Raw genomic sequence first — 21,565 nt, 5'->3', positions numbered from 1 at the left:
GGTCAGCTCTCCCCACCGTTGCTCTGGTTCTCACCGGAGGCCGGAGCCTCGGCGGTCGCCGTCGCGGCGCCGCCGGCCTGGCCCGCGCTCTGCGCGGCACGCCCGGCCTCGGTGCTGGTCGCAGTGGTGCCCGAGGCACCGGAACGGCGCCGGGCCGGACGCTCACGGCGCGGGCCACGGCCCGGGGCCTCGGCAGCGGCCGGGACGCCCTCGCGGCGGCCACCGACGACGTCGCCCTTGTAGATCCAGACCTTCACGCCGATGCGGCCGAAGGAGGTCCGGGCCTCGAACAGGCCGTAGTCGATGTCCGCACGCAGCGTGTGCAGCGGGACCCGACCCTCGCGGTAGAACTCCGACCGCGACATCTCGGCACCGCCGAGGCGGCCCGAGCACTGGACCCGGATGCCCTTGACCTGCGGGCTGCGCATGGCCGACTGGATGGCCTTGCGCATCGCACGCCGGAAGGCGACCCGGTTCGACAGCTGCTCGGCGACGCCCTGGGCGACGAGCTGCGCATCGGACTCGGAGCTCTTGACCTCGAGGATGTTCAGCTGGACCTGCTTCTTGGTCAGCTTCTCGAGGTTGCCCCGGATCCGGTCGGCCTCCGCGCCACGACGGCCGATCACGATGCCGGGACGCGCGGTGTGGATGTCCACCCGCACGCGGTCCCGGGTGCGCTCGATCTCGACCTTGGAGATGCCGGCCCGCTCCATGCCCTTGGAGAGCATGCGGCGGATCTCGACGTCCTCCTTGACGTACTCGGAGTACTGCTTGTCGGCGTACCAGCGCGACTTCCAGTCCGTGGTGATGCCCAGGCGGAAGCCGTGCGGGTTGATCTTCTGCCCCATCAGCGGGCCCTCCCCTTCGCACCACGACGGCCGGCCTTCTGCGGAACCGACTCGACCTCGATGGTGATGTGGCTCGTCCGCTTGCGGATGCGGTACGCACGCCCCTGGGCGCGCGGCCGGATCCGCTTCAACGTCGGGCCCTCGTCGACCATCGCCACGGCGACCACGAGGGTCTCCGGGTCCAGGTCCAGGTTGTTCTCGGCGTTGGCCGCGGCGCTCGCCACGACCTTCGCGACGGGCTCCGCCGCGGCCTGCGGCGAGAACCGCAGGATCGCCAGCGCCTCGTCGACCGGCAGGCCGCGGACCAGGTCCACGACACGACGGGTCTTCGTCGGCGAGCTGCGGACGAACCGCGCCACGGCGCGCGCACGAGTCGGCTCGAGCGCAGCGCCGGTGGTCTCGGCAGTGGTCTCTGCCATTTTCTCCACCTCTCCTAGTCGCTACTCGGGCCGGCTACTAGCGCCGACGCGCCTTGCGGTCGTCCTTGATGTGACCCCGGAAGGTCCGGGTGGGGGCGAACTCGCCCAGCTTGTGACCGACCATCGAGTCGGACACGAACACCGGGACGTGCTTGCGGCCGTCGTGCACGGCGATGGTGTGACCGATCATGTCCGGGATGATCGTGGACCGACGGGACCACGTGCGGATGACGGTCTTCTTGCCGGACTCGTTGAGGACGTCCACCTTCTTGAGCAGGTGGTCGTCCACGAAGGGGCCCTTCTTCAGGCTGCGCGGCATGTCTTACCTCCCTGCTCAGCGCTTCTTGCCGGTACGACGCCGGCGGACGATCAACTTGTCGGACGGCTTGTTGCGGCGGGTACGGCCCTCGGGCGTACCGGCCGGGTTCACCGGGTGGCGGCCACCGGAGGTCTTGCCCTCACCACCACCGTGCGGGTGGTCCACCGGGTTCATGACGACACCACGGACGGTCGGGCGCTTGCCCTTCCACCGCATACGGCCGGCCTTACCCCAGTTGATGTTGGCGTGCTCCGAGTTGCCCACCTCGCCGACGGTGGCGCGGCAGCGCACGTCGACGTAGCGGATCTCGCCGGAGGGCATCCGCAGCTGCGCGTAGGGCCCGTCCTTGGCGACCAGCTGGACGCCGACACCGGCCGAGCGCGCGATCTTGGCGCCGCCACCGGGGCGGAGCTCGATCGCGTGCACCACGGTGCCCGTCGGGATGTTGCGCAGCGGCAGGTTGTTACCCACCTTGATGTCGGCCCGGGGACCGTTCTCGATCTTGTCGCCCTGCTTGAGCTTCGCCGGCGCGATGATGTAGCGCTTCTCGCCGTCGGCGTAGTGCAGCAGTGCGATCCGCGAGGTGCGGTTCGGGTCGTACTCGATGTGCGCGACCTTCGCCGGCACGCCGTCCTTGTCGTTACGACGGAAGTCGATCAGACGGTAGGCGCGCTTGTGCCCGCCACCCTGGTGACGGGTGGTGATCCGCCCGTGCGCGTTGCGGCCGCCCTTGTTGTGCAGCGGGCGCAGCAGCGACTTCTCGGGGGTGTCCCGGGTGATCTCGGCGAAGTCCGACACGCTCGAGCCACGACGGCCCGGGGTGGTCGGCTTGTACTTACGAATGGCCATGGGTCAGCTCGCTCCCTCAGCTCGCCGGGCCACCGAAGACGTCGATCGACTTGCTCTCCTCGGAGAGCGTGACGATCGCGCGCTTGGTGTCCTTGCGCTTGCCGTAGCCGGTGCGGGAGCGCTTGCGCTTGCCCGGGCGGTTCAGCGTGTTCACGCTGGTCACCTTGACCCCGAACACCTTCTCCACGGCGATCTTGATCTGGGTCTTGTTCGCGTCCGGTGCCACGACGAAGGTGTACTGGCGCTCGTCGAGCAGCCCGTAGCTCTTCTCCGAGACGACCGGCGCGAGCAGCACGTCCCGCGGGTCCGTGATCACTTGTCGGCCTCCTCAGCGCGGCGGCCGGCAGCCTTCGGCTTCGCGATCGGGCCGGCCAGGAACTCGTCCAGCGCCGCCTGCGTGAACAGCACGACGTCGTTGACGAGCACGTCGTGGGTGTTCAGCTGGTCGGGCGCGATCAGGTGGACCTGCGGCAGGTTGCGCAGGCTCAGCAGGGCGTTCTCCGCGGAACGCTCGACGACCGCGAGCACCCGGCGGGCGTCGGGCACGACGGCCTCGATCGCCTTGCGGGCGGCCTTGGTCGACGGCGCGTCGCCCTCGGAGAAGGCGGACACGACGTGCACGGCGCCGGCGCGGGCCCGGTCGGAGAGGGCGCCACGCAGGGCGGCGGCCTTCATCTTCTTCGGGGTCCGCTGCGAGTAGTCGCGGGGCGTCGGGCCGTGGACGATGCCACCACCGGCGAACTGCGGCGCGCGGATCGAGCCCTGACGGGCGCGACCGGTGCCCTTCTGCCGGTACGGCTTCTTGCCACCGCCGCGGACCTCGCCGCGACCCTTCACGTCGTGCGTGCCCTGACGCGCGGCGTTGAGCTGCGCGGTCACCACCTGGTGCATGAGGGCGATGTTCGCCGTCACGTCGAAGACGTGGTCCGGCAGCTCGACGCTGCCGGAGGCGGAACCCTCGGGAGTCTTGATCTGCACGGTGCTCACTTGCCATCACCCTTCGCGGGGGTCTTCACCACGACGAGGCCACCGCGCGGACCGGGGACGGCGCCCTTGACGAGCAGCAGCCCGCGCTCGGCGTCCACCCGGTGGACCTTCAGGTTCTGCGTGGTCTGGCGGTCGGAACCCATCCGGCCGGCCATCCGCACACCCTTGAACACGCGGCCCGGGGTGGCGCAGCCGCCGATGGAGCCCGGCGAACGGTGCTTGCGCTGCGTGCCGTGCGAGGCGCCCAGGCCCTTGAACCCGTGGCGCTTCATGACACCGGCGAAGCCCTTACCCTTGGTCACGCCCACCACGTCGACCTCGGCCACCTCGGCGAACGCCTCGACGGTGACCTCCTGGCCGGTGGTGTACTCGGCGGCGTCGGAGGTGCGGAGCTCCAGGACGTGACGACGGGGGGTGACGCCGGCCTTGGCGAAGTGGCCGGACTCCGGCTTGTTCACCTTGCGCGGGTCGATGGCCCCGTAGGCCAGCTGGACGGCGGTGTAGCCGTCGGTCTCCTGCGAGCGCACCTGCGTCACGACGTTCGGCCCGAGCTGGACCACGGTGACCGGCACGATGCGGTTGTTCTCGTCGAACAACTGGGTCATCCCGAGCTTGGTGCCCAGGAGGCCGGTGACCTTCTTCGTCTGCTTGGTGGCAGTCGTCTTCTTGAATGCAGCAGTCATCGTCTCCACCCCGCCGTCACTGAATGTTGACGTCGACGCTCGCCGGCAGGTCGATGCGCATGAGCGCGTCGACCGTCTTGGGCGTCGGGTCGAGGATGTCGATGAGTCGCTTGTGCGTGCGCATCTCGAAGTGCTCGCGCGAGTCCTTGTACTTGTGCGGCGAGCGGATGACGCAGTACACGTTCTTCTCGGTAGGCAGCGGCACGGGGCCGACGACCCGGGCACCGGTACGCGTCACGGTCTCCACGATCTTGCGAGCAGACGCGTCGATTGCCTCGTGGTCATAGGCCTTGAGCCTGATGCGGATCTTCTGTCCCGCCATGGTCGTCGGTCGTCCTCTTCTTCCTGCCGCGGGGGTGTCGCGGTTCGGCCCCGTAAGAACTCGCGCCGTGCTGCCACCGGATGTCCGGCGGGCCGGCTGCGGCCCGTGCTCTGTTCAGGTCTCTGTCGGCCCGGAGTCGCGCGTCCAGTTCCCTGGAGCACTCGTCCTGCCGGGGCTCTCCGGTCCACGAGGTCGGGCGTGTCGCGCCCTGCCCGCATGGTTGTGCCCGGGTCACCGCGTCCCACCCCCATCTGGGGCGGGCATGTCGCTCGGAATCTCCCCGGTAACACGGCGGACCGCAGAACCGGGGCTGACAACGAGCATGGCGCGTGGTGCGCGACCCCTGGACTACCGGAGACCGGGAACAGAGGCGGCGCTTCCACGCGCCATGCTCATCGTGCAACCCGTCAAGGATGACACACCGCTGTGCGGCACCCTCGACCGGGGGGGTGGGTAACGGGGCCGCCCCGGGGGACGGCCCCGTCACATCACGCGTTGATCTTGGTGACCTGGCCGGCGCCCACGGTGCGGCCACCCTCACGGATGGCGAACTGCAGGCCCTCCTCCATGGCGATCGGCTGGATCAGCTGAACGCTCATGGTGGTGTTGTCACCCGGCATGACCATCTCGGTGCCCTGCGGGAGGGTCACGACGCCGGTCACGTCGGTCGTCCGGAAGTAGAACTGCGGACGGTAGTTGTTGAAGAACGGGGTGTGACGGCCGCCCTCGTCCTTGCCCAGGATGTACACCTGGCCCTCGAACTCGGTGTGCGGGGTGATCGAACCCGGCTTCACGACGACCTGGCCGCGCTCCACGTCCTCACGCTTGATACCGCGCAGGAGCAGACCCACGTTCTCGCCGGCGCGACCCTCGTCGAGGATCTTGCGGAACATCTCGACACCGGTGACGGTGGTCGAGGTCTTGTTCGGCCGGATGCCGACGATGTCGACGGTCTCGTTGACCTTGACGATGCCGCGCTCGATACGGCCGGTGACGACCGTGCCGCGACCGGTGATCGTGAAGACGTCCTCGACGGGCATGAGGAACGGCTTCTCGATGTCGCGCTCGGGCTCCGGGATGGCCTCGTCGACCGCGTCCATGAGCTCGACGATGGCCTCGGCCCACTTGTCGTCGCCCTCGAGCGCCTTCAGCGCCGAGACGCGCACGATCGGGAGGTCGTCGCCCGGGTAGTCCTGATCCGACAGGAGCTCGCGGACCTCCATCTCGACGAGCTCCATGATCTCCTCGTCGTCGACCATGTCCGCCTTGTTCAGGGCGACGACGATGTACGGCACGCCGACCTGACGCGCGAGCAGAACGTGCTCACGGGTCTGGGGCATCGGGCCGTCGGTCGCGGCGACCACCAGGATCGCGCCGTCCATCTGGGCGGCACCGGTGATCATGTTCTTCACGTAGTCGGCGTGCCCGGGGCAGTCGACGTGCGCGTAGTGCCGCTTCTCGGTCTGGTACTCGACGTGCGCGATGGAGATCGTGATACCGCGCTGGCGCTCTTCCGGCGCCTTGTCGATCATGTCGAACGCCGAAGCCTCGTTGAGGTTCGGGTACTTGTCGTGCAGAACCTTGGTGATGGCCGCCGTCAGCGTGGTCTTGCCGTGGTCGATGTGACCGATGGTGCCGATGTTGACGTGCGGCTTGGTCCGCTCGAACTTCGCCTTCGCCACTGCTGGGTCCTCCTGGACTCGTGTCTGTACTCCGCCGTGCTGACGGCAGGTCTGTGGGTGTCGGGTGGTGCGGGCCGCGGACCTTACCGATCCGCGGACCGCACCCTCCGAGCAGGTCGGGCACTGGGGCCCGCCCCGGGGAGCTCTTACTCGCCCGTGGCCTTCGCGATGATCTCCTTCGCCACGTTCGCCGGAACCTCGGCGTAGGAGTCGAAGACCATCGTGTAGTTCGCCCGGCCCTGGGTCCGCGACCGCAGGTCGCCGACGTAGCCGAACATCTCGGACAGCGGCACGGTCGCCTTCACGACACGGGCACCGGCCCGCTCCTCCATGGCCTGGATCTGGCCGCGGCGGGAGTTCAGGTCGCCGATGACGTCACCCATGTAGTCCTCGGGCGTCATCACCTCGACGGCCATCATCGGCTCGAGGATGGCGGGGCTCGCCTTGCGGGCCGCCTCCTTGAACGCCATCGAACCGGCGACCTTGAAGGCCATCTCCGAGGAGTCGACCTCGTGGTACTGACCGTCCAGCAGCGTGAGCTTCACACCGACGACGGGGTAGCCGGCCTGGATGCCGTACTGCATGGCGTCCTGGGCACCGGCGTCGACCGACGGGATGTACTCCCGCGGGACACGGCCACCGGTGACCTTGTTCTCGAACTCGTACAGCGCACCGTCACCGCTGGTGAGCGGCTCGAGCTTGATGATGACGCGGGCGAACTGGCCCGAGCCACCGGTCTGCTTCTTGTGCGTGTACTCGAACTTCTCGACGGCCTTCTTGATGGTCTCCCGGTAGGCAACCTGCGGCTTACCGATGTTGGCCTCGACCTTGTAGTCGGACTTCATCCGGTTGACCAGCACCTCGAGGTGCAGCTCGCCCATACCGGCGATGATGGTCTGGCCGGTCTCGTCGTCCAGGGAGACCTGGAACGTCGGGTCCTCCTCCGCCAGCTTCTGGATCGCCAGCGAGAGCTTCTCCTGGTCCGCCTTCGACTTGGGCTCGACGGCGACCTGGATGACCGGGTCCGGGAAGGTCATCGACTCGAGGACGATCGGGTTCTGCGGGTCGCAGAGCGTGTCCCCGGTGGTCGTGTCCTTCAGGCCGATGACCGCGTAGATGTGGCCGGCCACGGCCTCGTCGACCGGGTTCTCCTTGTTGGAGTGCATCTGGAAGAGCTTCCCGATGCGCTCCTTCCGGTCCTTGGTCGAGTTGATGACCTGGGCGCCGGCGGCGACCTGACCCGAGTACACCCGGATGTAGGTCAGCTTGCCGAAGAACGGGTGCGCGGCGATCTTGAAGGCGAGGGCCGAGAACGGCTCGTCCTTCGACGGCTTGCGGCTCGCCGGCGTCTCGCCGTCGGTGAGGAAACCCTCGACCGGCGGCACGTCGTACGGCGACGGCAGGTAGTCGATCACCGCGTCCAGCATCGGCTGGACGCCCTTGTTCTTGAAGGCCGAGCCGCAGAGGACCGGGTAGGCGGCGCGGTTGGTCACCAGCGCGCGGACACCGGTCTTGATCTGCTCGGTCGTCAGGTCCTCGCCACCGAGGTAGAGCTCCATGAGCTCGTCGTCGGTCTCGGCGACGGCCTCGACGAGCGCCGTGCGGTACTCCTCGGCCTTGGCCTGGAGGTCCGCCGGGATCTCCTCGACGGTGTAGTCCTCGCCCTTGGCCACTTCGCCGCGCCAGGTGAGCGCGCGCATCTCGACCAGGTCGACGACACCGATGAAGTCGTTCTCGGAGCCGATCGGGATCTGGAGCGGGAGCGGGGTCGCGTTCAGGCGGTCCTTGATCGTCTGAACGGTGAAGTAGAAGTCCGCGCCCAGCTTGTCCATCTTGTTGACGAAGCAGATGCGGGGGACGTCGTACTTGGTGGCCTGCCGCCAGACCTGCTCGGACTGCGGCTCGACCCCCTCCTTGCCGTCGAAGACCGCGACCGCGCCGTCGAGAACCCGCAGGGACCGCTCCACCTCGACGGTGAAGTCGACGTGCCCGGGGGTGTCGATGATGTTGATCTGGTGGTTCTTCCAGAAGCAGGTCGTCGCGGCCGACGTGATCGTGATGCCGCGCTTCTGCTCCTCCTCCATCCAGTCCATGGTGGCGGCGCCGTCGTGCACCTCGCCGAGCTTGTAGTTGATCCCCGTGTAGTACAGGATCCGCTCGGTCGTGGTCGTCTTACCGGCGTCGATGTGGGCCATGATGCCGATGTTGCGGACCTTGGTGAGGTCCGTCAGCACGTCCTGTGCTGCCACTGCTCAGCTCTCCCTGGATCGCGAGTTGGCGCCCGACGGTCGGCCGGTCACCAGCGGTAGTGGGCGAAGGCGCGGTTCGACTCCGCCATCTTGTGCATGTCCTCGCGCCGCTTGACGCTGGCGCCGAGGCCGTTGCTGGCGTCGAGCAGCTCGTTCATGAGGCGCTCGACCATGGTCTTCTCACGGCGCTGGCCGGAGTAGGTGACCAGCCAACGCAGCCCCAGGGTGGTCTGCCGGACGGCACGGACCTCGACGGGGACCTGGTAGGTCGCGCCACCGACGCGGCGGCTGCGGACCTCGAGGGCCGGCTTCACGTTGTCGAGAGCGCGCTTCAGCGTGACGACCGGGTCGGTGCCGGTCTTGTCACGGGTGCCCTCGAGGGCGGCGTAGACGATGCGCTCGGCGAGCGACCGCTTCCCGTCCTTGAGGACCTTGTTCACCAGCTGGGTGACCAGCGGCGAGCCGTAGACCGGGTCCGAGACCAGCGGACGCTTCGGGGCGGGGCCCTTGCGGGGCATCAGCTCTTCTCCTTCTTCGCGCCGTAGCGGCTGCGGGACTGCTTGCGGTTCTTCACGCCCTGGGTGTCCAGCGACCCACGGATGACCTTGTAGCGCACGCCGGGGAGGTCCTTCACACGACCACCGCGCACGAGCACGATGCTGTGCTCCTGCAGGTTGTGGCCCTCACCGGGGATGTACGCGGTGACCTCGATGCCGCTGGACAGGCGCACACGGGCGACCTTGCGCAGCGCCGAGTTCGGCTTCTTGGGCGTGGTGGTGTACACGCGGGTGCAGACCCCGCGGCGCTGGGGGCTTCCCTTCAGCGCGGCGGTCTTGGTCTTGGAGACCTTGTCCTCGCGGCCCTTGCGGACCAGCTGCTGGATCGTGGGCATGAACCGTCTACTTCTTCCCGTCGACGTGGCTCGACTGTCTCGCTCGCCGTGACACTGGTGATCTTCGTTCGGTGTCCCGGGCTCCGGGCGCCGACGTGGCTGCCGGCTCTCGCCGGACTCCGCCACCGTCGCGCCGGACCCCGAGGTCGGGCGTGTCGTCCCGGGCACGCTCGGGGCCGGAAGGGCCCCGCGGAGGCTGTCGGGACGTCCGGCGTGCCCTGCTCCGGGGCGCAACCACAGATCTGAGGGTCGGAACCAACGGATCGGTGCACACCACGGGACACGCGGACCTGCCCGACCGGAGCCGAGCACAGGACATGAGAATACCCGGCCCTCTTCGACACGGTCAAAGCGGGTCCGTTCCGGGCGTTCGCCTCGGACCTGCCTTCGGGACCATCGGGGGCTTCGATGGTCCTCGGATCCCCCGGGACGACGCCCCGGAGGAGACCTGTGATGACCCGACGATGCCGTACGACGCCGTCACTGGCAAGCGGACTCACCCGCTCGTCGCAGATCGACGGCCGCTCGTCGCGGTCGGATCGGTGTGGGCGACGACTGCGCCACAGCACGATCCCGCCGTGTCGATCACGGTGTGGATCACCCTGTGGACGGTGGCGACGGAGGGACGGTTACGGTCCGGTATGCACCTGCCGACGGCCGTCAACCGCCTCGCCACGCGCGCACTCATCGCGCCCTTGCTCGCCCCGACACTACCCGTCGCCCTGAGACGGCGTGGACTCGACCTCGTCGGCGCCTCGCTCCCGCTCCCCCGCGGCACCCGCCGTGACCTCGGGACGCTGGGCGGCGTGCCCACCGCGGTCGTCGCACCGCCCGGGCCGCTGGCCCCGCACCGGGTGCTCTACCTGCACGGCGGCGGGTACCTCGTGGGGTCCTCGGCGTCGCACCGGCCGCTGCTCGCCGGGCTCGCGCACGCCACCGGCGGCGCGGTCCTCGCTCCGCACTACCGGCTCGCCCCGGAGCACCCGTTCCCGGCCGCCCTCGACGACGCGTACGCCGCCTGGGCCGCCCTGCGGGCCGCGGGGATCCCGGCCCGGCACATCGCGGTGGCCGGCGACTCCGCGGGCGGCGGGCTGACCATGTCGCTGCTGCTGCGACTGCGTGCGACCGGCGAGGATCTCCCGGGCTCGATCGGACTGATCTCGCCCTGGCTGGACCTGTCCTGCACCGCGGACGCGCTCACCCGCAACGTCGCCTCCGACGCGATGCTGGACCCGTCGTGGCTGCCCGACGCCGTCACCGACTACGCGGGCCCGCACACCGGCGCCCCCGAGCTCCTGCCTCTCGACGCGGACCTGGCCGGGCTGCCGCCGCTGCACGTCGTCGCCGGTGCCGACGAGATCCTCGTCGACGACGCCGACACCCTCGTCGAGCGCGCCCGCGCGGCCGGGACACCGGTCACCTACGAGCGCGCGCCCGGCATGTGGCACGCCTTCCCGACGCTGGCCGGGCTGCTGGCGGAGGCCGACGCCTCGCTGCGCACCCTGGGCCTGGCCCTGCGGGCGGACTGCCTGCGCTGAGGCCCGCTCCCCGCGGGGCGGACCCGGAACGCACGAACGGGGCCGGGCACCGCCACGGGAGCGCGGTGTCCGGCCCCGTCCGGGACCTGTCCGGTCACGGTCCGGACCCACCGTCGTGGGTCCGGACCGGACGGCTACCTCAGCGGTAGTCGCGACCGAAGTCGTAGTCGTCCAGCGGCACCGCGGCACCGGTGCCCGTGCCGAAGACGTCCGGGCTGTAGTAGCCGTCGTCGTAGCTCGGCAGCGCGTAGGCGGCCGCGCGGGCCTCCTCGGTCGGCTGGACCTGGATGTTGCGGTACCGGTTGATGCCGGTACCGGCCGGGATCAGCTTACCGATGATCACGTTCTCCTTGAGCCCGACGAGCTTGTCGCGCTTCCCGTTGATCGCGGCATCGGTGAGGATGCGGGTGGTCTCCTGGAACGAGGCCGCGGACAGCCACGACTCCGTCGCCAGCGAGGCCTTGGTGATCCCCATCAGGACCGGACGGCCGGAGGCCGGCTCCAGACCCTCGGCGACGACCCGGCGGTTCTCGGACTCGAACTCGCCCCGCTCGGCCAGTGCACCGGGCAGGAACTCGGTCGCACCCGAGTCGATGATCGTGACCCGGCGCAGCATCTGCCGGACGATGACCTCGATGTGCTTGTCGTGGATGTCCACGCTCTGCGTGCGGTACACCTTCTGCACCTCACGCACGAGGTGCAGCTGCACCTCACGCGGGCCCATGACACGCAGCACCTCGTGCGGGTCCGCCATGCCCTCGAGGAGCAGCTGGCCGACCGTCACGTGGTCGCCGTCCGCGAGCGGACGCTCGGTGCCGTCGACGGTGGTCATCCCGAGCCACTGCCGCTTGGACAGCTTCTCGTAGACGATCTCCTCGCCGCCGTCGTCCGGGATCAGCGTGATCTTCCAGAACCGGTCGCCGTCCTCGATGCGGATGCGGCCGTCGACGTCGGCGATCGGCGCCTTGCCGCGCGGGACCCGGGCCTCGAACAGCTCGGTGACACGCGGCAGACCGGTCGTGATGTCGTCACCCGCGACGCCACCCTGCTTGAACGTACGCATCGTCAGCTGGGTACCGGGCTCACCGATGGACTGTGCGGCGACGATGCCGACGGCCTCGCCGACGTCCACCAGCTTGCCGGTGGCCATCGAGCGGCCGTAGCACATGCCGCAGATACCGGTGGCCGAGGCACAGGTCAGCGCGGAGCGGACCCGGACCGTCTTGACGCCGGCCGCGACGAGCGCGTCGAGCACGGCGTCGCCGAGGTCGTCGCCCTTGCGGACCAGCACGGTGCCGTCCGCCGCGGTGATCTCCTCGCCGGAGGTCCGGGCGTACACCGAGGTGCGCAGGTAACGGTGCGGGATGAACCGACCGTCGCTCGTCTCCTCGGTGACCGCCATCGGGATGGCGCGCTCGGTGCCGCAGTCGACCTCGCGGACGATGACGTCCTGCGACACGTCGACCAGACGACGGGTCAGGTACCCGGAGTCCGCGGTCCGCAGCGCGGTGTCCGCCAGACCCTTACGGGTGCCGTGCGTGGAGATGAAGTACTCCAGCACCGACAGGCCCTCACGGTACGAGGCCTTGATCGGACGCGGGATGAACTCGCCCTTGGGGTTCGCGACCAGACCCTTCATACCCGCCAGCTGGCGGATCTGGGTCATGTTGCCCGCGGCCCCGGACTGCACGATCGTCGGGATCGGGTTGTCCTCGGGGAAGTTCTGCTCCATCGCCTTGGCGACCTCCTCGGTCGCCCGGCTCCAGATCTTGACCATCTCGTCGTTGCGCTCCTGGTGCGACAGGGCACCACGCTGGTAGCGCTTGTTGATCTGGTCGGCCTTCGCCTCGTACTCCTCGAGGATGCCCGCCTTGGCCGGCGGGACCAGCACGTCCGCGATCGAGATCGTGACGCCGGAGCGCGTGGCCCAGTAGAAGCCCGCGTCCTTCAGCCGGTCCAGGACCTGCGCGACCTCGGTCATCGAGTAGCGCTCGGCCAGCTCGTTAACGATCGTGGCCTGGCGCTTCTTCGGCAGCGGCTCGTTGACGAACGGGTAGTCCGCCGGCAGGAGCTCGTTGAACAGCACCCGCCCGAGCGTGGTCTCCGCGGTCCAGACGCCGTCCTCGGTCACGGTCTCGGCGTCCGTGCCCGGGGTCGGGGTGACCTGCGGGAGCCGGATCTTGATCGGCGCCTGCAGGTGGAGGACCTTGCGGTCGTAGGCCATGATCGCCTCGGCCGCGGAGCCGTAGTGGTTCCCGGCGCCGTGGGCGTCCTCGCGGAGACGGGTCAGGTGGTACAGACCCGTGACCATGTCCAGACGCGGCATCGCCAGCGGGCGACCCGACGCCGGGGACAGGATGTTGTTCGACGACAGCATCAGCACGCGGGCCTCGGACTGCGCCTCGGCCGACAGCGGCAGGTGCACCGCCATCTGGTCACCGTCGAAGTCCGCGTTGAACGCCTCGCAGACCAGCGGGTGCAGCTGGATGGCCTTGCCCTCCACCAGCTGCGGCTCGAAGGCCTGGATGCCGAGACGGTGCAGCGTGGGCGCACGGTTCAGCAGCACGGGGTGCTCGGAGATGACCTCCTCGAGCACGTCCCACACCTGCGAGCGGCCGCGCTCGACCATCCGCTTGGCGGACTTGATGTTCTGCGCGTGGTTGAGGTCCACCAGGCGCTTCATCACGAACGGCTTGAACAGCTCCAGCGCCATCTGCTTGGGCAGACCGCACTGGTGCAGCTTCAGCTGCGGGCCGACGACGATGACCGAACGGCCCGAGTAGTCGACGCGCTTGCCGAGCAGGTTCTGCCGGAACCGGCCCTGCTTGCCCTTCAGCAGGTCGGACAGCGACTTGAGCGGGCGGTTGCCCGGACCGGTCACCGGCCGGCCACGACGGCCGTTGTCGAACAGCGCGTCGACGGACTCCTGGAGCATCCGCTTCTCGTTGTTGACGATGATCTCGGGCGCGCCGAGGTCGATCAGTCGCTTGAGGCGGTTGTTCCGGTTGATGACCCGGCGGTACAGGTCGTTCAGGTCCGAGGTCGCGAAGCGGCCACCGTCGAGCTGCACCATCGGGCGCAGGTCCGGCGGGATGACCGGCACGCAGTCGAGCACCATGCCCATCGGCGAGTTGCCGGTGGTCTGGAACGCCGCGACGACCTTCAGGCGCTTGAGCGCACGCAGCTTCTTCTGGCCCTTGCCGGACCGGATGATCTCGCGCAGCTTCTCGGCCTCGGCCGGGATGTCGAAGTTCTCCAGCAGCTTCTGGATCGCCTCGGCACCCATGGCACCGGTGAAGTAGTCGCCGTAGCGGTCGTAGAGCTCGCGGTAGATGGACTCGTCCGCGATGAGCTGCTGGACGTCGAGCTTGGTGAACGTCGTCCAGATCTCGTCGAGCCGGTCCAGCTCGCGCTGGGCACGGTCGCGCAGCTGACGCATCTCGCGCTCGCCGCCGTCCTTGACCTTGCGGCGGACGTCGCCCTTGGCACCCTCGGCCTCGAGCTCGGCGATGTCGGCCTCGAGCTTCTGGGCGCGGGCCTCGAGGTCGGCGTCGCGGGTCTGCTCGACCCGACGGCGCTCCACGCTCATCTCGTTCTCGAGCGTGGACATGTCGTTGTGCCGCAGTTCGGTGTTCACCGAGGTGATCACGTACGCCGCGAAGTAGATGATCTTCTCGAGGTCCTTGGGGGCCAGGTCGAGCAGGTAGCCCAGCCGGCTCGGGACGCCCTTGAAGTACCAGATGTGCGTGACCGGGGCGGCCAGCTCGATGTGGCCCATCCGCTCACGACGCACCTTGGCGCGCGTGACCTCCACGCCGCAGCGCTCGCAGATGATGCCCTTGAAGCGGACGCGCTTGTACTTGCCGCAGTAGCACTCCCAGTCCCGGGTCGGACCGAAGATCTTCTCGCAGAAGAGCCCGTCCTTCTCCGGCTTCAGGGTGCGGTAGTTGATGGTCTCGGGCTTCTTGACCTCACCGTGCGACCACTGGCGGATGCCCTCGGCGGTGGCCAGGCCGATGCGCAGTTCGTCGAAGAAGTTGACGTCGAGCACGTATGTCCTCTGTTTCTTCGTTTAAAGGGCGGCTGGTCGGACGGGGGTCAGTTGACGACGTCGTCGACGGTCATCGACTCCGAGCCCGGGCGGCTGGACAGGTTGATGCCCAGGTTCGCCGCGGCACGCTCGAGGTCCTCGTCGTCGGCGTCCCGCATCTCGATCGCCGCACCGTCGCTGGAGAGCACCTCGACGTTCAGGCAGAGCGACTGCAGCTCCTTGAGGAGCACCTTGAACGACTCGGGGATCCCCGGCTCCGGGATGTTCTCGCCCTTGACGATCGCCTCGTAGACCTTCACGCGGCCCACGACGTCGTCGGACTTGATCGTCAGCAGCTCCTGCAGGGTGTAGGCGGCGCCGTACGCCTGCATCGCCCAGCACTCCATCTCACCGAAGCGCTGGCCACCGAACTGTGCCTTACCGCCCAGCGGCTGCTGGGTGATCATCGAGTAGGGGCCCGTCGACCGGGCGTGGATCTTGTCGTCCACCAGGTGGGCCAGCTTCAGGATGTACATGTAGCCGACCGCGACCGGGAACGGGTACGGCTCACCGGAGCGGCCGTCGAGCAGCTGCGCCTTGCCGTCCGGACCGACCATCCGCTCACCGTCCCGGTTGGGACGGGTCGAGCCCAGCAGACCCGTGATCTCGTGCTCGCGCGCACCGTCGAACACCGGCGTCGCGGTGTTCGTGTCGGCGGGCACCGAGTAGAGCTCCTCGGGCATCTGCGCCGCCCACTCGGGCGTGCCCTCGATCTCCCAGCCGGACTTGGCGATCCACCCGAGGTGGGTCTCCAGGATCTGGCCGATGTTCATACGACGCGGCACACCGTGGGTGTTCAGGATGATGTCGACCGGCGTGCCGTCCGGGAGGAACGGCATGTCCTCCTGCGGGAGGATCTTGCCGATGACGCCCTTGTTGCCGTGCCGGCCGGCGAGCTTGTCGCCGTCGGAGATCTTGCGCTTCTGGGCCACGTAGACGCGGACCAGCTCGTTGACGCCCGGGGCCAGCTCGTCGTCGTCGTCGCGGGAGAAGACCCGGATGCCGATGACCTTGCCGTTCTCGCCGTGCGGGACCTTCAGCGAGGTGTCGCGGACCTCGCGCGCCTTCTCACCGAAGATCGCGCGGAGCAGGCGCTCCTCCGGGGTCAGCTCGGTCTCGCCCTTGGGCGTGACCTTGCCGACCAGGATGTCGCCGGGCTGGACCTCGGCGCCGATCCGGATGATGCCGCGCTCGTCGAGGTCGGCCAGCACGTCCTCGGAGACGTTCGGGATGTCCCGGGTGATCTCCTCGGCGCCCAGCTTCGTGTCGCGCGCGTCGATCTCGTGCTCCTCGATGTGGATCGAGGTGAGCACGTCGTCCTGCACGAGGCGCTGCGACAGGATGATCGCGTCCTCGTAGTTGTGGCCCTCCCACGGCATGATCGCCACGAGCAGGTTCTTGCCCAGCGCCATCTCGCCGTTCTCGGTGCAGGGACCGTCGGCGAGCACCTGGCCCACCTCGACCCGCTGCCCCTCGTCGACGATGGGCTTCTGGTTGTTGCAGGTGCCCTGGTTCGAGCGGCGGAACTTGTTCAGACGGTAGGTCTGACGCTGCCCCTCGTCGTCCATGACGGTGATGTAGTCGGCGCACAGCTCCTCGACGACACCGGCGGACTCGGCGGTGACGACGTCACCGGCGTCGACGGCGGCACGCAGCTCCATACCGGTACCGACCAGCGGCGATTCCGAGCGCAGCAGCGGCACCGACTGGCGCTGCATGTTCGCGCCCATCAGCGCGCGGTTCGCGTCGTCGTGCTCGAGGAACGGGATCATCGCCGTCGCGACCGACACCATCTGGCGCGGCGAGACGTCGATGTACTCCACGCCCGAGGGCGAGATCAGGTCGACCTCGCCGCCCTTGCGGCGGACCAGGACGCGCTCCTCGGCGAACGAGCCGTCCTCGTTGAGGCGGGCGTTCGCCTGGGCGACGACGAAGCGGTCCTCCTCGTCGGCGGTCAGGTAGTCGATCTGCGAGGTGACGACGCCGTCGACGACCTTGCGGTACGGCGTCTCGATGAAGCCGAACGGGTTGACCCGCGCGAACGAGGCCAGCGAGCCGATCAGACCGATGTTCGGACCCTCCGGGGTCTCGATCGGGCACATGCGGCCGTAGTGCGACGGGTGGACGTCGCGGACCTCCATGCCGGCACGCTCACGGGACAGACCACCCGGGCCGAGCGCCGACAGGCGGCGCTTGTGGGTCAGTCCGGCCAGCGGGTTGTGCTGGTCCATGAACTGCGACAGCTGCGAGGTGCCGAAGAACTCCCGGATCGCGGCCGTGATCGGCCGGGTGTTGATCAGGGTCTGCGGCGTGATGGCCTCGACGTCCTGGGTGGTCATCCGCTCGCGGACGACCCGCTCGGTGCGGGACAGACCGACCCGGACCTGGTTCTGGATCAGCTCGCCGACGGTGCGCAGGCGCCGGTTGCCGAAGTGGTCGATGTCGTCGGTCTCGACCGGGATCTCCCGCGCGGAGTCACCGGAGCCCACGGCCATCGTGGTCTCGCCGGCGTGCAGCCGGACGAGGTACTCGATGGTGGTGGCGACGTCCTCCTCGGTCAGCGTGCCGACCGAGTTGTCGATGTCGAGGCCGAGCTTCTTGTTGGCCTTGTAGCGACCGACCTTGGCCATGTCGTAGCGCTTGTCCTTGAAGAACAGGTTCTCCAGGAGCGCCTGGGCCGACTCGCGCGTCGGCGGCTCGCCGGGGCGCAGCTTGCGGTAGATGTCGAGCAGCGCCTCGTCCTGGCCTGCGGTGTTGTCCTTCTCGAGCGTCGTCATGATCGTCTCGGAGAACCCGAAACGCTCACCGATCTGCTCGGCGGTCCACCCCAGGGCCTTCAGCAGCACGGTGACCGGCTGACGGCGCTTGCGGTCGATGCGGACACCGACGGTGTCGCGCTTGTCGACGTCGAACTCCAGCCACGCACCCCGGCTCGGGATGATCTTGACCGAGTAGACGTCCTTCTCGGTCGTCTTGTCGATCGCGTGGTCGAAGTAGACACCCGGCGAACGGACGAGCTGCGACACGACGACGCGCTCGGTGCCGTTGATGATGAAAGTGCCCTTGTCGGTCATCACGGGGAACTCGCCCATGAAGACCGTCTGGGACTTGATCTCACCGGTGGTGTTGTTCGTGAACTCCGCCGTCACGAACAGCGGGGCACCGTAGGTCATGTCCTTGTCCCGGCACTCCTCGACGGAGGCCTTGACCTCGTCGAAGCGGGGGTCGGAGAAGGACAGCGACATCGAGCCCGAGAAGTCCTCGATCGGCGAGATCTCGGTGAGGATCTCCTCCAGACCGCTCACCGGGAGATCGTCACCGGCCTCGATCCGGCGCTGGAACCAGGCCTCGCTGCCGACCAGCCACTCGTACGACTGGATCTGCAGGTCGAGAAGGTCGGGGACCTCCAACGGCTGGGCGATCTTCGCGAAGGTGACCCGGGTGGGTGCGCCGGGGTAGTTCGGGTTCGCCGAAGCGGAGAGGGTCGAGGTGGTCGCGGCGGCGCGGGAGACAGCCAAGATGCGTCCTTCCGAGAACTGCGCTTCTCGTCTGGCGTGCGCCGGTGGCGGGCGCTACCGTCTCCCTCGATCCGATCGGGGTCCCCCCGGATCGAGAAGCCGGTAGCCGGCCACGTCGCACGCCGTCTGTTGTCGGGCGCTGACGGACGAACGAACCCCCGCACCCATATCCGCCGAACCCTCTCCGGCGGCCGACGGATCGGTCCGGAAGTCTTCCCCGGTCATGAGCGCGTGAGCCTGGACGCAGACAGCGCAAAGAATGACTATAGACGCTGCGAGCGCAGCTGTCGAGACAGGTCGCCGATTCCAGCATCCAGGCAACCACCGTTGCCCAAGAGTGACCTGCACGCCGCACCGAGTCAAGTCCCACTTCGTCGACGAGCGGTCATCCTGCCGGGACGACCGGTCCACCGACGCCCGTCCAGGTCGCTCCGCGTGACGGTTGACACGGTGTCGTCGGGGCGCCAACGATCGGTCACAGGTCGGTGACGGCCGGCGGCGACGAAAGGACGACGATGTCCGACAGCACTCCTCCCATGCGCGAGCTCCTCGGTGACGACGCCCCCAGCAACTGGGGCAAGTGGGGTCCCGACGACGAGCTGGGCTGCCTGAACTACCTGGACGCGGGCGAGGTCCTGCGGGGCGTGCAGCACGTCCGTTCCGGCGAGGTGTTCACCCTGCAGATCCACATGGGACGCACCGAGGCGCCGGGCGACCCGCTGTGGCCGGGCCGCGAGGGCATCAAGCGCCAGAACGTCATGGACGAGGGCACCTGGGACTCGGCCGACGCACCGCAGTTCCCCGGCGGTCTGCACTACGCCGACGACACCGCCCTCATCTTCCTGCAGGGCTCCACGCAGTACGACGCGCTCGGCCACGTCTGGTACGACGGCAAGCTCTGGAACGGCTACGACGCGCGCTCCACCGTCGACGCGATGGACCGGGCCTCGGTGCTGCCGATCGCCGAGAAGGGCGTCGTCGGGCGGGGCGTGCTCGTCGACATGGCCCGGCACCGCGGCAAGGAGTGGCTGGACAAGGGCGAGACCTTCGACCACACCGACCTCGAGGCCGCCGCGCAGGCACAGGGCGTCACGCTCGAGCCGCACGACGTGCTCGTCATCCGCACCGGATGGATGAAGTACTGGTACGAGCTCAACGACCCGGCCACCTTCTACACCGACTTCACCGAGCCCGGGCTCACCTACTCACGCGAGCTCGTGGAGTGGTTCCAGCGCAAGGAGATCCCGAACCTCGTCACCGACACGATCGCCAACGAGGTGACCAGCGAGCCGCACACCGGCGTCGCGCTCCCGCTGCACTGCGCGCTGATGCGCAACCTCGGCGTCGCCCTCACCGAGATCGCCTGGCTCGACGACCTCGCCGAGGCCTGCGCCGCCGACGGACGGTGGAGCTTCCTCTACGCCGCGGCCCCGCTCAAGGTCGTCAACGGCACGGGGGCACCGGTGAACCCGATCGTGATCCGCTGATGTCCTACGCCGACCGCCCCTGGCTGGCCCGCTACGCCGAGGGCCAGCCGCACGACATCACCCCGGACTTCCCGGACGCGCTGTCGATGTTCCGCGCCGCGGTGGCGCGGAACCCCGACGGCGACGCGATCCGCTACTTCGACGGCGCGCTCACCTACCGCGAGCTCGACGAGCTCACCGACGCCTTCGCCGCCGGGCTGCTCGCCGGCGGGTTCACCGCGGGCGAGCGCGTCGCGATGTATCTGCAGAACGTGCCGCAGTTCGTCCTCGGCCTGGTCGGCACCTGGAAGGCCGGCGGCGTCGCGGTGTCGGTCAACCCGATGAACCGGGAGCGGGAGCTGGAGCTGCTGCTGCGCGACTCCGGGTCGTCGGTGCTGGTGTGTCTGGAGTCGCTCTACGACGGCGTCGCGCGGACCGTGCTGGCCGGGCAGCCGGGTGTGCGCACCGTGCTCACCACCTCCGAACGCGAGTTCCAGACCCGTGACGACCCGCGTGCCCTCCCCGGGACCGCGCGGCCGGACCTGTCCGGCGACGACGTCACCGACCTCGGCGCGTTCCTGGGGACGCACCGGGGCAGCACTCCCCCGCCGGTGTCGTTCGCCGCCGGCGACACGGCGTTCCTCACCTACACCTCGGGGACCACCGGGCCGCCCAAGGGCGCGATGAACACCCACGGCAACGTCGTCTTCACCAGCCAGGCCTACGCCACCTGGTGCGGCCTCGGCGACGACGAGGTCGTCCTCGGCATCGCCCCGCTGTTCCACATCACCGGGCTGATCGCGCACGTGACCCTCGCCCAGTACCTGGCCGCGCCGCTGGTGCTGTTCCACCGGTTCGAGCCGTCGCTGGGCGTCGACGTCATCCGGGAGCACCGGCCGACCCTGACCGTCGGGGCGATCACCGTGTTCATCGCGCTGATGAACGCCCCGAACGCCGACCGGGAGGCGCTCGCGTCGCTGCGCACGATCTGCTCGGGCGGGGCGCCGATCCCGCCGTCGACGGTCACCGCGTTCCACGAGGCGTTCGGGCTGTGGATCCACAACATCTACGGGCTGACCGAGACCACCTCGCCGTCGCACGCGACGCCGATCGGCACCCAGGGGCCGGTGGACTCCGCGTCCGGGGCGCTGTCGGTGGGCGTTCCGATCTACGGCACCGTCGTGCGCATCCTCGACGACGACGGCGGGGAGCTCCCGCCCGGCGAGATCGGGGAGATCTGCACGTCCGGGCCGCAGGTCGTCGCGGGCTACTGGGGCAAGCCCGAGGAGACGGCCCACGCGTTCCCCACCGGGGAACTCGCGCAGCCCGAACTCAGAACGGGGGACGTCGGCTACATGGACGCCGACGGCTGGTTCTACATCGTCGACCGCAAGAAGGACCAGATCAACGCGGGTGGCTACAAGGTGTGGCCGCGCGAGGTGGAGGACGTGCTCTACGAGCACCCCGCGGTGCGGGAGGCCGCGGTGGTCGGCGTCGCCGACGAGTACCGGGGCGAGACGGTCAAGGCGTTCGTGTCACTGCGGGCCGGTGCCTCGGCCACCCCGGAGGAGCTGATCGCGTTCACCAGGGAGCGGATGGCGGCCTACAAGTACCCGCGGCAGGTGGAGCTGCTCGACGAGGTGCCCAAGACCGTCACGGGCAAGGTGCTGCGCCGCGAGCTGCGGGCCCGCCAGCAGACCTGA

At 69.0% G+C, this 21,565-nt stretch carries 17 protein-coding genes; 3 read left to right on the top strand and 14 right to left on the bottom strand.

The features are described 5' to 3' along the window. Positions 1-2 precede the first annotated feature (2 nt). The 12 genes from rpsC to rpsL form a co-directional block, all read right to left on the bottom strand. On the bottom strand, positions 3-848 hold the full coding sequence (gene rpsC / locus AC0GKK_RS19520) for a 30S ribosomal protein S3 (protein WP_253066732.1): 846 nt from the start codon (positions 846-848) through the stop codon (positions 3-5). Further along, on the bottom strand, positions 848-1,267 hold the full coding sequence (gene rplV, locus AC0GKK_RS19515) for a 50S ribosomal protein L22 (RefSeq protein ID WP_062397838.1): 420 nt from the start codon (positions 1,265-1,267) through the stop codon (positions 848-850). The genes rpsC and rplV overlap by 1 nt, the downstream gene beginning before the upstream one ends. Before the next feature lie 37 nt (positions 1,268-1,304). After that, the gene (rpsS, locus tag AC0GKK_RS19510) at positions 1,305-1,586 is read right to left on the bottom strand and encodes a 30S ribosomal protein S19 (RefSeq protein ID WP_062397841.1); all 282 of its coding nucleotides are present in this window, start codon (positions 1,584-1,586) and stop codon (positions 1,305-1,307) included. Between the two features lie 15 nt (positions 1,587-1,601). Continuing rightward, complete coding sequence (gene rplB, locus AC0GKK_RS19505) at positions 1,602-2,435, bottom strand: 50S ribosomal protein L2 (RefSeq protein WP_073576468.1); 834 nt, start codon at positions 2,433-2,435, stop codon at positions 1,602-1,604. A 16-nt stretch (positions 2,436-2,451) separates the two neighbouring features. Further along, positions 2,452-2,751: a 50S ribosomal protein L23 gene (rplW, locus tag AC0GKK_RS19500; protein ID WP_062397845.1), complete on the bottom strand. Its 300-nt coding sequence runs from the start codon at positions 2,749-2,751 to the stop codon at positions 2,452-2,454. Next, a complete protein-coding gene (gene rplD / locus AC0GKK_RS19495) occupies positions 2,748-3,422 on the bottom strand; it encodes a 50S ribosomal protein L4 (protein ID WP_073576470.1) in 675 nt (224 codons plus the stop codon). The genes rplW and rplD overlap by 4 nt, the downstream gene beginning before the upstream one ends. After that, on the bottom strand, positions 3,419-4,105 hold the full coding sequence (gene rplC / locus AC0GKK_RS19490) for a 50S ribosomal protein L3 (RefSeq protein WP_051050086.1): 687 nt from the start codon (positions 4,103-4,105) through the stop codon (positions 3,419-3,421). Before rplC ends, rplD begins: the two co-directional genes overlap by 4 nt. A gap of 16 nt (positions 4,106-4,121) precedes the next feature. Beyond that, positions 4,122-4,427 carry a 30S ribosomal protein S10 gene (gene rpsJ, locus AC0GKK_RS19485; protein ID WP_003938093.1) on the bottom strand — a complete coding sequence of 102 codons (306 nt, stop codon included), beginning with the start codon at positions 4,425-4,427 and terminating at the stop codon, positions 4,122-4,124. A gap of 488 nt (positions 4,428-4,915) precedes the next feature. Then, positions 4,916-6,109 carry an elongation factor Tu gene (gene tuf, locus AC0GKK_RS19480; RefSeq protein ID WP_073576471.1) on the bottom strand — a complete coding sequence of 398 codons (1,194 nt, stop codon included), beginning with the start codon at positions 6,107-6,109 and terminating at the stop codon, positions 4,916-4,918. A gap of 146 nt (positions 6,110-6,255) precedes the next feature. Continuing rightward, positions 6,256-8,304 (bottom strand): elongation factor G, encoded by a 2,049-nt coding sequence (gene fusA, locus AC0GKK_RS19475; protein WP_244327203.1) that lies wholly within the window; start codon positions 8,302-8,304, stop codon positions 6,256-6,258. A gap of 101 nt (positions 8,305-8,405) precedes the next feature. Further along, positions 8,406-8,876: a 30S ribosomal protein S7 gene (gene rpsG / locus AC0GKK_RS19470; RefSeq protein ID WP_020622942.1), complete on the bottom strand. Its 471-nt coding sequence runs from the start codon at positions 8,874-8,876 to the stop codon at positions 8,406-8,408. Beyond that, on the bottom strand, positions 8,876-9,250 hold the full coding sequence (rpsL, locus tag AC0GKK_RS19465; RefSeq protein ID WP_020622943.1) for a 30S ribosomal protein S12: 375 nt from the start codon (positions 9,248-9,250) through the stop codon (positions 8,876-8,878). The genes rpsG and rpsL overlap by 1 nt, the downstream gene beginning before the upstream one ends. A 641-nt stretch (positions 9,251-9,891) precedes the next feature. Between rpsL and AC0GKK_RS19460 the strand changes: the two genes are divergently transcribed. Next, complete coding sequence (locus AC0GKK_RS19460; RefSeq protein WP_489882260.1) at positions 9,892-10,788, top strand: alpha/beta hydrolase; 897 nt, start codon at positions 9,892-9,894, stop codon at positions 10,786-10,788. A gap of 139 nt (positions 10,789-10,927) precedes the next feature. Here AC0GKK_RS19460 and AC0GKK_RS19455 read toward each other — a convergent pair whose 3' ends face one another. Both AC0GKK_RS19455 and rpoB read right to left on the bottom strand, forming a co-directional pair. After that, positions 10,928-14,839, bottom strand: coding sequence for a DNA-directed RNA polymerase subunit beta' (locus AC0GKK_RS19455; protein ID WP_179761813.1), 3,912 nt, complete (start codon positions 14,837-14,839; stop codon positions 10,928-10,930). Positions 14,840-14,886: 47 nt separating this feature from the next. After that, on the bottom strand, positions 14,887-18,396 hold the full coding sequence (gene rpoB, locus AC0GKK_RS19450; RefSeq protein WP_179761812.1) for a DNA-directed RNA polymerase subunit beta: 3,510 nt from the start codon (positions 18,394-18,396) through the stop codon (positions 14,887-14,889). Between the two features lie 515 nt (positions 18,397-18,911). Between rpoB and AC0GKK_RS19445 the strand changes: the two genes are divergently transcribed. Both AC0GKK_RS19445 and AC0GKK_RS19440 read left to right on the top strand, forming a co-directional pair. After that, on the top strand, positions 18,912-19,883 hold the full coding sequence (locus AC0GKK_RS19445; RefSeq protein WP_179761811.1) for a cyclase family protein: 972 nt from the start codon (positions 18,912-18,914) through the stop codon (positions 19,881-19,883). Beyond that, entirely contained in the window at positions 19,883-21,565 is a 1,683-nt protein-coding gene (locus AC0GKK_RS19440) for an AMP-binding protein (RefSeq protein ID WP_489882259.1), read from the top strand. Before AC0GKK_RS19445 ends, AC0GKK_RS19440 begins: the two co-directional genes overlap by 1 nt.

This window comes from Pseudonocardia sp. P-1, from assembly GCF_058111925.1.
This window is presented reverse-complemented; position numbering and strand designations above follow the sequence as displayed.